The following is a 12,685-nucleotide window of genomic DNA, read 5'->3' on the forward strand; positions in this document are numbered from 1 at the left end:
CGGCTGAGTTAGACCGTTGATTCATAGACGTAGCGGTAACGGATCCGGCAACTCTACAAGTGCCAGAAGACCGTCCCGAAGATATGAATTGACCCGAGGGCGCCGAGTGTCGGTACGCGACTCAGAATTTCACTGGTCGGGCAGTCGGTGCCTGAACAAAGCGCCGAGATCATCTTCAGTTTCGGCAACTCCGGCGATCTCGCGGCATTGCCAGGCAATTGCCTGATTGCTGGTGACAACCGGTTTACTCGTGAGCCGCTCAAGCTCCTTGACTATTGGGCTGACATTAATCCCCGTGCATGAAATGAAGATGCCTTCGGCATCGGGGCTGTCAGCCGCGAGGGCGGCTTCAAAAAATGCCTCGGCCGAGGTGAGGAACATTTCCTCGGCATCTCGTTGTCTGAAAGAGAGTGCGCTCACGATTTCAACTCCGGCCTCGTGGATAGCTCTGGCCACCAGCCGGTTGACCTCAGTTACATAAGGTGTGACCACGGCGATTCTGGAGAGCTCCATGGCTTTGAAAGCCTTGAGAACCGCACCTATTGGGGTGACGACAGGGACACCCGGGCGGCTCTGATGGATTAGCTCAGCAACTTTATCCTGACCGAGAACGATGGTCCCAGATGTGCAGCCATAGACGATGGCATGCATCCAGGCGGCCTCTGGCAGTAGAGCTGCCGCTTCGGGAACCCTTTTGGCTACCGCGGAGAGTCCATCAATCGTCGTCTCGCCAGAAAAGGCCATGCGTCCTGTGTAGAGCGACGCTTGCCTGGGGCAAAAGGCCAAAAGCTCCTTGGCCATTACCACTTCCACCGACAACTCAAGCAAGCCGATAGCAGGAGAATGAAGTGGGCGTCTGACAACGTCAGACTTAGGCATCAGTGGCCATTCTCCCCGCAGGAGAGCGTGTCTTGCAGCATGTGATAGAGTGTTCATGGTGAGCTTCCGCTTTTGTCCCTTATTTACCGGCATTGCGGGCGGCAGTGAGCCAGGCGTCGTAGATCTGTTGATGTTTCCTGATCCACAGATCGACATGGCGATCGATATCGCTCGGGCTATCCTCGCCTTTGAACATGCGGTTGTTCTGGGCGTTGATATCGTTAACATCAATATTTACCAGCTCGAAGAATTTTCCTGCCGCTGGATTAGCCTCAACGAAAGCCTTGTTCGATACGATATGTTGAGTATTGACAGCATACCCGTAGTATTTTCCAGTGGTTGGTGTTTCACCCGCTTTAGCTATATAAGGCACCTCCAACCAAACCACATCTTTATTTGGTACGAGTAAAGCGCTGATGTAGTAGGGAGTCCAAGTATAGTAGAGAATCGGCTTTCCTTCCTTGTAGCGCGCGATTACGTCGGCCATCAATGCCGGATAAGATCCAGTCTTCTGAGTAACTGTTGCATTCAAACCGGTACTTGTGAGCATCTTCTCGATAATTTCCTCACAAGCCCAGCCCGGCGTGCATCCCGTCAGATCGGCCTTCTGGTCCCCGTCGCTATCAAAAAGCTTCGCAACGGCCGGATCCTTCAATTGGCTTATATTGGTAATTCCATATTTATCTGCGGTCACCTTGTCTATCAGATAGCCCTGTAAGGCGTTGGCAGATAAGTCACCTTTGCGAGTCAGTTTGCTATCTCCCCCTGACTTCTCATAAAAGTCGTTGTGCAACGGCTCCCAACTTCCAGCTAGGAAAGTAGCGTCGCCATTAGCAATGGCAATATGCGCCGTGGCGTACTCGACCTCTTTGGCTTCCTTGACGTCATAGCCTAGGTCTTTTAGCCCACGCACGACGAGCTGATTTTGGAACGCGATGCCTTGATCCGTACTTTTGATTGGGACTACGGCGATGCCCTTACCAGGTAGGGTATCTTGTGCGTTGCTCAGTAAAGATACACATGTAAGTGTAAACAGTATTGAAGCTTTCAGAAAATTTGCTTGAGCTTTAAGGTAGGTCATTTGTCGAGACTCTTCTTGTGATGGTTACTTGAGTGACCGGGCCGTGCGTCGTGCCACCTGTTAGTACCCGGTCAGAGGCTCTTAGATGACCGTTTAGTACTACCGAACGACTGCGTCATCCTATCGAGTATGATTGCCGTTAGAACAATGCCGATGCCGCCCACTGCTGCCAGTCCGAGATCCAAGCGGCCGATACCGCGCAATACCATCTGTCCAAGGCCTCCCACGGCAATCATTGAGGCAATGACGACCATCGAAAGTGACATCATCAGCGCTTGATTGACGCCCGCCATGATCGTAGGCATGGCGAGAGGAAGCTGAACCTTGAACAACATTTGCCACGATGAAGCCCCAAAGGACCTAGAGGCTTCAATTAAGTCTGGCCTGACTTGGCAAATACCCAGAGTTGTTAGCCGCACCAAGGGGGCTAAGGCGAAAATTATGGTAACTAATACGCCGGGCACATTGCCGATGCCGAAGAGCATCACCACAGGAACCAGGTATACAAACGCTGGGGTTGTCTGCATAGCATCAAGTACCGGTCGCACAACTGCTTGAAGCCTGTCACTGCGCGCACAAGCGATACCAAGCGGAAGGCCGATGAGCAGGCAGAAGAACAGCGAAGTCAGCACCATAGACAACGTTGCCATCGTCTCCGACCACGCACCCGTGAGCCCGATGAAAATAAAAGCGAGAACGGAACCAATAGCCAGGCGGTAGCCACTAGTTCGCCAAGCCAATATGCCGATCAAAAGCAACATGAGTGGTTGTGGAACCATTTGTAACGCCGAGTCAAAGCTCGTGAGAGTTTGATCGATGGGGACACGGATCAACTGGAATGCCGGGCGGAAATTCGTCACAACCCACGCCAGCCCATCGGTCACCCAATGGCTCAGTGGGATAGCGGGGTGCTCATCGAACGGACGCCAGAGACTGAACGTAGGATGGGCGGAAACGGACGTCGAGTTTGCAAGAAAATCTGCAGTTTGTAGGGTGGGTTGGGCTAAGGCACGATCATTCTGATCGACAACAAGTGGTGCCTGCGCACTCAATTCCACTGCAGCTGAGGGTGCGGCATGGGCTAGATAGGGCAGGAGCATGTAGACAAGCAGGGCAAAAAAAGACCTGTTGAGTTTGGCTGTAGATCTTCGAACGTTCATGGCACATACCATCCGGGAGTCTTTGACTCAAAATTTTTATTCTTTAACAACAGCTAGCGGACGTTTAGCTCAATTTGGGAGTGCGCTGTTTAAATATGCAGGTCGTTGTCCCAGTAGCTCGAAGACGCGAGAGCGGCTTACCGCGCCGCGGAATCGCCCATCCGTGTCGACTACCGGCAAGTCGTAGCAGAATTCTGCGAGCATGCCGTACATGTTGGCCACGGAGGTTGTGGCTGTAACCGTAGGGACTTCGGTCAACATGGCAGAAATCAGGTCTGGTTCACGCTTCACGCGAATCTCGGCATCCAAGGATTCGATGGAAATCAAACCGAGGTATCTGCGGTCTTCATCGACGACGAAACCGAAATTCCGATCACTAGCCAAGAGTTGAGCACGGGCTTCTTTCACACTGCTCTGAGATGCATTCACGATCGCGCCGCCAGATACATCTGAAACATCTAGGGCAGAGTAGATAGGGGTAACATCCACGTTCTTAAAGAAAGACCGCACATAGTCGTTCTTGGGGTGCTTCACGATTTCTTCTTTGGTCCCAACCTGCACAACAACACCATCCTGCATGATCGCAATACGATCCCCGATTCGAAATGCCTCTTCGATATCGTGCGAAATGAAGATGATTGTGCGTTGTTCCCGTTGCTGGAGCTTGACCAATTCTCCTTGCATTTCCGCTCGGATCAGCGGGTCCAGTGCGGAGAATGCTTCATCCATCAGTAGCACGGATGGATTACTCGCCAGCGCCCTAGCCAAGCCGACCCTTTGCTGCATTCCCCCGGATAACTCATGTGGGTAACAATGGCCTCGGTCTCCCAGCCCCACTTTTTCAAGCGCTTCCTGGGCTTTTTCGTTCCGCTGCAATTTCGGTTCACCCGCAAGCTCAAGGCCAAATGCAACGTTATGCAGAACGTTCAGATGTGGCATTAACGCGAATGACTGGAACACCATGCTGATGTGAGTCCTGCGCAGCGCTCTTAGTTCGGCGTCGGACATTCCCGCGATGTCTCTGCCGTCGAACAGAACTTGTCCGGCGGTTGGGTCGATCAACCGGTTGAGGAGTCGAACTAAAGTCGATTTTCCCGACCCTGATAAGCCCATAATTACAAATATTTCACCTTCGTGCACAGTGAATGATGCATTGTCGACAGCTAAGGACTGCCCGGTCTTGGCAAACAGCTGGCATCTTCCTGCACCACTTTGAATCAGCCGCAAGGCATCTTTAGAACAGCCTCCAAACACTTTATAGAGGTTTTTTATCTCAAGCTTTTTTTTCATTGTTATTCCATCGTCATGGTTTCGGATCGTCTCAGCCTCTCTATAGCAATTTGCTATAAACGATGCATCTGCACGGAACAGCAGCTTCGCTCGTGCGCATGCATTGCGGAGGACCTTCTTCATCCCAGATGGTTGATGAGCGTTGCGTGGCAGTGGCGCGGTCACGGAGTTGATGCGCATGGGCGTCTTCCTCACTTGGGGCCGGAGTGTGAGCTTTATAGCTTCTTAAAATGCATTTGGCTTGCCGGAGGTGGTGTTCCGTCATGCCTCTAGGAGAGATTACGGCTTACCGAACGCAAGGGGAACGGCAGCTGGTTTTATGACGCTGATAACGATATGTTATGAGACTGATCTTCTGGAGAGGACATCAAGTGACTACCCCACGCCGCATTCTGAGCTCCATGAACAGGTTAGTCGCCTTCGAAGCCGCCGCTAGACGCTGCAATTTCACTCGTGCAGCCGAAGAGCTTTTCATTTCGCAACCAGCCATCAGCCGTCAGATCAAGGAGCTCGAGCAAAGCGTGGGGGTGGCGTTATTTGTCCGGTTCGGTACTCGTCTAGAGCTTACCGAGGCAGGAAGGCGGTTGCTCAGTTCGGTAACGGTTGCCTTCGACAATATTGAGAACACTATTGCCTCCTTTCAGTCTGAAGTAGAGCAAAGCACTGTAATCAAATTACGTACAAGCGTTGCGGCGTCTAACTGGCTCATGCCGGCACTAAGCGAATTCTATTCGGCTAATCCGGATATTTTGCTGCAAATGATTTGTATTGATGACTCAACAGCTAGCAGCATCGCCGATTGCGACATTGAAGTTCGGTTCGGGAGTGGAAACTGGAATGATGGCATAAATTACCCACTGCTTGACGAGGTCATATTCCCAGTGGCAAGTCCAGAGTTTTTGCGTTTAAATCCTATTGAAAGCATGGAAGATCTTTGTGCAGTCCCTCTGCTGCAATTAGCCAATCACATAAGTCCATTAATGAGCTGGATGAGCTGGCTGCCTAATCAAGATCTCGGTAAACCTTCAAATAATTTCATTAGGTCATACTCAACTTATTCTACGCTCTTGGATGCAGCCATTTACGGCCATGGTGTTGCCCTTGGATGGAAATATTATGCGGCAGGAGCCCTAGCACGTGGGGATCTTTGTCCAGTGTTACCGTTGCGAAAGAAAAGTCGCCTAAAGGAGTTCTTGGTGGTCAATCGTCAGCGGGTAGAGGACCCAAACGTTATGCGAACCGCTGAGTGGATCAAAGCATATGCGGCTACGACTCGTATGCGCTTTAGGGATATATAAACTCGAAATGCTTCGAGCTTGAACTCGCAAGTGAAGATACGATGGTGTCTATTTTATTGAACACCTTCATGTGGTGATAGGTCTTGGCTAGAACTGGTGTCCGGGGTTAGTGGAGCACTACAGTCGGATGAATAGCCTCTATGGAATGTGGCTCATGCTCTGGAATTTTATGGATGCGATTGCTTGAGTGCTTTCAAAAGGCAGCAGCGGATACTGCTAGCGGATGTTCATTACTTCTTCAGAAAACTCACAGACCAGAAGGTAGGCACGCGCGAGATCGGACAAGAGGTGATGTATGCGTTCGACTTTAACGCCTTGAATTTTGTGGGAGCGGCCCATTGAGGGGACATCCTACACACGCAACCAAGGCACATAACGGGCTCCGGCGCCGGATCCAAATCCGTTGGCGATGTGCCGTTCAATATCCTGCTTTGAAGCAAACCTACGACCGCGCAACCCCTACCTCCTCAGTCCAACCGGAGTGCTTCACCTGATCCTCAAAAAATAGTCATAGGAAAATATGGTCCATCCGGCGGCCTCGTCGAAGGGACTTCCAGACTACTCTCGCTACCCAAGCGAAGCGGTTAATCCGGACCAACGGCTTGGCCCAGAAACGGAAAACCCCCGTAAATACGGGGGTTTGCGCGTTGTGTCAAACTTTAACCTTTTGTGTCAATCTTTAATCTGCGCGACCACTCAAAGCGTGCCCAGTTTCCGACTCACTCGACCGTAACCGACTTGGCCAGGTTCCGCGGCTGGTCCACATCGGTGCCCTTGAGCACCGCCACGTAGTACGACAGCAGCTGCAGCGGAATGGTGTACAGGATCGGCGCCAGGGCGTCGGCGATATGCGGCACCTTGATCACGTGGGTGCCTTCGCCATTGGTCATGCCAGCTTGCTCGTCGGCGAACACCACCAGCTCGCCACCACGGGCACGCACTTCCTGCAGGTTGGACTTGAGCTTTTCCAGCAGTTCGTTGTTCGGCGCGACGGTTACTACCGGCATGTCGTTGTCCACCAGCGCCAACGGGCCGTGCTTCAGCTCGCCTGCCGGATAGGCTTCAGCGTGAATGTAGGAGATTTCCTTGAGCTTGAGTGCACCTTCCATCGCCACCGGGTACTGCGCCCCACGGCCAAGGAACAGGGTGTGGTGCTTGTCGGCGAACAGCTCGGCGATTTTCTCGACGGTAGCGTCCATGGCCAGGGCTTCGCCCAGGCGAGCCGGCAGGCGGCGCAGTTCTTCCACCAGCTCGGCTTCGACGCCGGCTTCCAGGGTATTGCGCACCTGGCCCAGGGCCAGGGTCAGCAGCATCAACGAAACCAGCTGGGTGGTGAAGGCTTTGGTCGATGCCACGCCGATTTCCGGGCCGGCCAGGGTCAGCAGGGTCAGGTCCGACTCGCGTACCAGTGAGCTGATACCCACGTTGCAGATCGCCAGGCTGCCGAGGAAGCCCAGCTCCTTGGCATTACGCAGCGCCGCCAGGGTATCGGCGGTTTCGCCGGACTGTGAGATGGAGACGAACAGGGTGTCCGGCTGCACCACCACCTTGCGGTAACGGAACTCGCTGGCCACTTCCACCTGGCACGGGATGCCTGCCAGGCTTTCCAGCCAGTAACGGGCGACCATGCCAGCGTGGTAGCTGGTGCCGCAGGCAACGATCTGCACGTTGCGCACCTTGGCAAACAGTTCGGCAGCCTGCGGACCAAAGGCCTGGACCATTACGTTGTCCTTGCCCAGGCGGCCTTCCAAGGTGCGCTGTACCACGCTTGGCTGCTCGTGGATTTCCTTGAGCATGAAGTGGCGGTAGGTCCCCTTGTCTGCGGCTTCAGCGCCTTCATGGTACTGCACGGTTTCGCGCTGGACCTTGTGGCCACTCTGGTCCCAGATGGCGATCTGATCGCGGCGGATTTCAGCGATGTCGCCTTCTTCCAGGTACATGAAGCGGTCGGTGACCTGGCGCAGGGCCAGTTGGTCGGACGCCAGGAAGTTCTCGCCCAGGCCCAGGCCGATCACCAGCGGGCTGCCACTGCGCGCAGCCACCAGGCGGTCAGGTTGCTTGGTACTAATCAGCGCCAGGCCGTAGGCGCCATGCAGGCGCTTCACGGCCGCCTTCAGGGCATCGGCCAGGTCCGGAATGCTCTTCAGGGTGCGGTGGATCAGGTGGACGATGACTTCGGTATCGGTCTGCGAGGCGAAGACGTAGCCAAGGCCCTTCAGCTCTTCGCGCAGTTCTTCATGGTTCTCGATGATGCCGTTGTGCACCACGGCCACTTCACTGCCCGAGAAATGCGGGTGGGCATTGCCTTCGGTCGGCGCACCATGGGTAGCCCAACGGGTGTGAGCAATGCCCAGCTGGCCGGCCAGCGGATCAGCGGCTACAGCGGCTTCCAGCTCGCTGACCTTGCCGATACGGCGGCGGCGCTGCAGCTCACCGTTCTGCGTGAGGACGGCCAGGCCGGCGCTGTCGTACCCGCGGTACTCAAGACGCTTGAGGCCTTCGATCAGGATGGCTGTGATATTGCGCTCGGCGACGGCACCAACGATTCCACACATGTTTATTGCTCCTGGCTGATCGCGGCGCAGATCAGGTTGATGCCGCGGGCTTGAATTTGTTCACGTGCCGTGCTGGGCAGGCGTTCGTCTGTAATAAGGGTATGCACGCTGCCCCAAGGCAACTCAAGGTTAGGGATCTTGCGCCCTACCTTGTCCGATTCGACCATCACGATCACTTCACGGGCGACTTCAGCCATGACCCGGCTCAGCCCGAGCAGCTCGTTGAACGTGGTAGTACCCCGGCCCAGGTCAATGCCGTCGGCACCGATGAACAGCTGGTCGAAATCGTAAGAGCGCAATACCTGCTCGGCCACTTGGCCCTGGAACGACTCGGAATGCGGGTCCCAGGTGCCACCGGTCATCAGCAGCACCGGCTCGTGCTCGAGGTCGCAGATGGCACGGGCCACATTCAGCGAATTGGTCATCACCACCAGGCCCGGCTGACGCCCCAGTTCGGGGATCATGGCTGCCGTGGTGCTGCCGCTGTCGATGATGATGCGCGCATGTTCGCGGATACGCCCGACAGCGGCGCGGGCAATGGCCTTTTTATAACTGGACACGGGCTGCGCAGGCTCACCGAGCAGCTCTTGTGGCACCGGGACCGCACCACCGTAGCGCCGTAGCAACAGGCCGTTGGTTTCCAGGGCGGCGAGGTCCTTGCGAATGGTGACCTCCGACGTTTTGAAACGCTTGGCCAAGGCATCCACACTCACTTCCCCCTGCTCGCTGAGCAAGGCCAGGATGTTGTGCCGCCGCTGCGGAGTGTTTCGTTTCGACATGAGCGCTTAAGTTTCGATTCGAAAGATAATGGTGGCAATCAAAACCTAAGATGAACGATTCGTCAAGCTGTCGCTGCCTTGTGGATAATTTCTCTCCGCTCTGGCGCGATCCCTGTGGGAGCGGCCCTGTGTCGCGATGGGCCGCAACGCGGCCCCGGGATTTCTAGACAAAGCAGAAATTGTCGGGGCTGCTTTGCAGCCCATCGCGACACAAGGCCGCTCCCACACCACACCCGAACAGCCAATAAAAAAGCCGACTTATTCACATAAGTCGGCTTTCGATCGAAACAGCTGTGAATAACTCAGCTCTTCTTGATCTTCTCCGGGCGCTTCCAGCCATCGATGTTGCGCTGACGCGCACGGCCAACGGCCAACTGCCCGGCTTCGACGGTCTGGGTGATGGTAGAACCGGCAGCAGTGGTAGCTCCCGTGTGGATATCCACAGGTGCAACCAGCGAGTTGTTCGAGCCGATGAACACGTCCTCGCCCATCACCGTCTTGAACTTGTTGGCGCCATCGTAGTTGCAGGTGATGGTGCCGGCGCCGATATTGGTGCGTGCACCGATTTCGGCATCGCCCAGGTAGGTCAGGTGACCGGCCTTGGCGCCTTCACCCAAATGGGCGTTTTTCAGTTCGACGAAGTTACCCACATGGGCCTTGGCGTCCAGCACACTGCCTGGGCGCAGGCGGGCGAATGGGCCGGCATCGCTGCCCTCGCCCATCACGGCCCCTTCAAGGTGGCTGTTGGCCTTGACCACTGCGCCTTTGCGCAAGGTGCTGTTCTTGATCACGCAGTTAGGGCCAATCTGGACATCGTCCTCGATAACCACCTTGCCTTCGAGAATCACGTTGATGTCGATCAGCACGTCACGGCCCACGGTCACTTCACCACGGACATCGAAGCGGGCCGGGTCGCGCAGGGTCACACCCTGTGCCATCAACCGGCGGCTTTCGCGCAGCTGGTAGTGACGCTCCAGCTCGGACAGCTGGCGTCGGTCGTTGGCGCCCTGCACTTCCATGGGGTCGTGCGGCTGTTCGGTGGCCACCACCAGGCCATCGGCCACTGCCATGGCGATTACGTCGGTCAGGTAATACTCGCCTTGCGCGTTGTTGTTCGACAAGCGGCCCATCCAGTCGGCCAGGCGCGCGGCAGGCAAAGCCAGAATCCCGGTGTTGCCTTCCTTGATCGCTTTCTGCGCGTCGTTGGCGTCCTTGTGTTCGACGATGGCGGTCACCTTGCCCTGGTCATCACGCACGATGCGGCCATAACCGGTCGGGTCGTCGAGGCTGACCGTGAGTAGGCCCAGCTGCTGGTCGTTGGCCTTGGCCAACAGACGCTGCAGGGTCTCTACTTCGATCAACGGCACGTCGCCGTACAGCACCAGCACGGTATCGGCGGTCAAGGCTGGCAGTGCCTGGGCAACGGCATGGCCAGTACCCAGCTGCTGGTCCTGCATGACGAAGTTCAGGTCGTCAGCGGCCAGGCGCTCGCGTACCAGCTCGGCACCATGGCCAATGACCACATGAATACCTTGCGGGTGCAGCTGGCGCGCGCTGTGGATAACATGACCGAGCATGGAGTTGCCGGCTACCGGGTGCAGCACCTTGGGCAGCGCTGAGCGCATGCGGGTGCCTTGGCCGGCGGCGAGAATAACGATATCGAGTGACATTACTGGCTACCAATCCTGGGCCGTCAGTGAAATGACCGGCTCTATGGGTTACAAAAAAGAAAAAGGGTAGCCGATGGCTACCCTTTTTCTCAATCTACATGAAGCCTGCGGAATTAACCGCCGAACTTCTTGCGGATCTGCTGGACGGTACGCAGCTGCGCTGCGGCCTCGGCCAGACGTGCGGATGCGGCACTGTAGTCGAAATCCGCGCCTTTCTCATGCAGGGCCTTCTCAGCTGCCTTGACGGCATCCTGAGCGGAGGCTTCGTCCAGGTCGGCGGCACGTTGCACGGTGTCGGCGAGTACCTTGACCATGTTCGGCTGCACTTCCAGGAAGCCACCGGAGATGTAGAACACCTCGCGCTCGCCACCCTGCTTGGTCAGCGTGATCGGACCTGGCTTGAGATTGGTGATCAGCGGCGCGTGGCCTGGCGCGATACCCAGATCGCCCAGGTTACCGTGCGCAACCACCATCTCGACCAGACCGGAGAAGATTTCTCCTTCCGCGCTGACGATATCGCAATGGACTGTCATAGCCATCTGCTTGCCTCAACCTGATTAGCGCCCCTTGCGGGGCGCCGGGATTACAGTTTCTTGGCTTTCTCGATCGCTTCGTCGATGCCGCCGACCATGTAGAACGCTTGTTCTGGCAGGTGGTCGTAGTCACCTTTGAGGATGCCGCTGAAGCCAGCGATGGTGTCTTTCAGGGAAACGTACTTGCCTGGCGAACCGGTGAAGACTTCGGCCACGAAGAACGGCTGCGACAGGAAGCGCTGGATCTTACGAGCGCGGGCTACCAGTTGCTTGTCGGCTTCGGACAGTTCGTCCATACCCAGGATCGCGATGATGTCCTTCAGCTCTTTGTAGCGCTGCAGAACATACTGAACCTGACGGGCAGTTTCGTAGTGCTCGGTGCCGATCACGTTCGGGTCCAGCTGGCGCGAAGTCGAGTCCAGTGGGTCGACCGCTGGGTAGATACCCAGGGAGGCGATGTCACGGGACAGAACGACGGTGGCGTCCAAGTGGGCGAAGGTGGTGGCTGGCGACGGGTCGGTCAAGTCGTCCGCAGGTACGTAAACGGCCTGGATCGAGGTGATCGAACCTTCTTTGGTCGAAGTGATACGCTCTTGCAGAACGCCCATCTCTTCGGCCAGGGTCGGCTGGTAACCTACTGCGGAAGGCATACGGCCCAGCAGTGCGGATACTTCGGTACCGGCCAGGGTGTAACGATAGATGTTGTCGACGAACAGCAGAACGTCGTTACCTTCGTCACGGAACTTCTCAGCCATGGTCAGGCCGGTCAGCGCTACGCGCAGACGGTTTCCTGGTGGCTCGTTCATCTGACCGTAGACCAGCGCTACCTTGTCGAGAACGTTGGAATCCTTCATCTCGTGGTAGAAGTCGTTACCTTCACGAGTACGCTCACCCACACCGGCGAACACGGAATAACCGCTGTGCTCGATGGCGATGTTACGGATCAGTTCCATCATGTTGACGGTCTTGCCGACGCCGGCACCACCGAACAGACCAACCTTACCACCCTTGGCGAACGGGCAAACCAGGTCGATAACCTTGATGCCGGTTTCCAGCAGGTCGTTGCCGCCTGCCTGGTCAGCGAACGAAGGTGCAGCGCGGTGAATACCACGACGCTCTTCTTCACCGATCGGGCCAGCTTCGTCGATCGGGTTGCCCAGAACGTCCATGATACGGCCCAGGGTGGCCTTACCAACTGGAACGGAAATGGCAGCGCCGGTGTCGACGACATCCAGACCGCGCTTCAGGCCTTCGGTCGAGCCCATCGCAATGGTACGAACCACGCCGTCGCCCAGCTGCTGCTGAACTTCCAGGGTGGTTTCCGCGCCTTGTACTTTCAGCGCGTTGTAAACACTCGGCACGACATCACGTGGGAATTCCACGTCGATGACGGCGCCGATGATTTGAACGATACGTCCGCTACTCATAGCTGGATCCTCT

At 56.1% G+C, this 12,685-nt stretch carries 10 protein-coding genes; 1 reads left to right on the forward strand and 9 read right to left on the reverse strand.

Features of this window, described 5'->3' with window-relative positions:
- Positions 1 to 129 precede the first annotated feature (129 nt).
- The 4 genes from TZ03_RS06410 to proV form a co-directional block, all read right to left on the reverse strand.
- Positions 130 to 879, reverse strand: coding sequence for an aspartate/glutamate racemase family protein (locus TZ03_RS06410; RefSeq protein ID WP_160297738.1), 750 nt, complete (start codon positions 877 to 879; stop codon positions 130 to 132).
- 79 nt (positions 880 to 958) lie between these two features.
- A complete protein-coding gene (gene proX, locus TZ03_RS06415) occupies positions 959 to 1,960 on the reverse strand; it encodes a glycine betaine/L-proline ABC transporter substrate-binding protein ProX (protein ID WP_051096509.1) in 1,002 nt (333 codons plus the stop codon).
- A gap of 71 nt (positions 1,961 to 2,031) precedes the next feature.
- Entirely contained in the window at positions 2,032 to 3,120 is a 1,089-nt protein-coding gene (gene proW, locus TZ03_RS06420; RefSeq protein WP_236692777.1) for a glycine betaine/L-proline ABC transporter permease ProW, read from the reverse strand.
- A 69-nt stretch (positions 3,121 to 3,189) separates the two neighbouring features.
- Positions 3,190 to 4,590, reverse strand: a complete 1,401-nt coding sequence (gene proV, locus TZ03_RS06425) for a glycine betaine/L-proline ABC transporter ATP-binding protein ProV (protein ID WP_269082544.1) — start codon at positions 4,588 to 4,590, stop codon at positions 3,190 to 3,192.
- A gap of 191 nt (positions 4,591 to 4,781) precedes the next feature.
- Here proV and TZ03_RS06430 point away from each other — a divergent pair, with 191 nt between their 5' ends.
- Complete coding sequence (locus tag TZ03_RS06430; protein ID WP_160297739.1) at positions 4,782 to 5,708, forward strand: LysR family transcriptional regulator; 927 nt, start codon at positions 4,782 to 4,784, stop codon at positions 5,706 to 5,708.
- A gap of 719 nt (positions 5,709 to 6,427) precedes the next feature.
- Here the strand turns inward: TZ03_RS06430 and glmS are convergent.
- The 5 genes from glmS to atpD form a co-directional block, all read right to left on the reverse strand.
- Complete coding sequence (gene glmS / locus TZ03_RS06435; protein WP_051096512.1) at positions 6,428 to 8,263, reverse strand: glutamine--fructose-6-phosphate transaminase (isomerizing); 1,836 nt, start codon at positions 8,261 to 8,263, stop codon at positions 6,428 to 6,430.
- Positions 8,264 to 8,265: 2 nt separating this feature from the next.
- Positions 8,266 to 9,042 carry a DeoR/GlpR family DNA-binding transcription regulator gene (locus tag TZ03_RS06440; protein ID WP_051096513.1) on the reverse strand — a complete coding sequence of 259 codons (777 nt, stop codon included), beginning with the start codon at positions 9,040 to 9,042 and terminating at the stop codon, positions 8,266 to 8,268.
- Positions 9,043 to 9,344: 302 nt separating this feature from the next.
- On the reverse strand, positions 9,345 to 10,712 hold the full coding sequence (glmU, locus tag TZ03_RS06445; protein WP_051096514.1) for a bifunctional UDP-N-acetylglucosamine diphosphorylase/glucosamine-1-phosphate N-acetyltransferase GlmU: 1,368 nt from the start codon (positions 10,710 to 10,712) through the stop codon (positions 9,345 to 9,347).
- A gap of 113 nt (positions 10,713 to 10,825) precedes the next feature.
- Positions 10,826 to 11,251, reverse strand: coding sequence for a F0F1 ATP synthase subunit epsilon (locus tag TZ03_RS06450; RefSeq protein WP_023383131.1), 426 nt, complete (start codon positions 11,249 to 11,251; stop codon positions 10,826 to 10,828).
- Between the two features lie 44 nt (positions 11,252 to 11,295).
- Entirely contained in the window at positions 11,296 to 12,672 is a 1,377-nt protein-coding gene (gene atpD / locus TZ03_RS06455; protein ID WP_051096515.1) for a F0F1 ATP synthase subunit beta, read from the reverse strand.
- Between the last annotated feature and the right edge of the window lie 13 nt (positions 12,673 to 12,685).

The organism is Pseudomonas sp. 10-1B (assembly GCF_000935045.1).
Classification (GTDB): domain Bacteria; phylum Pseudomonadota; class Gammaproteobacteria; order Pseudomonadales; family Pseudomonadaceae; genus Aquipseudomonas.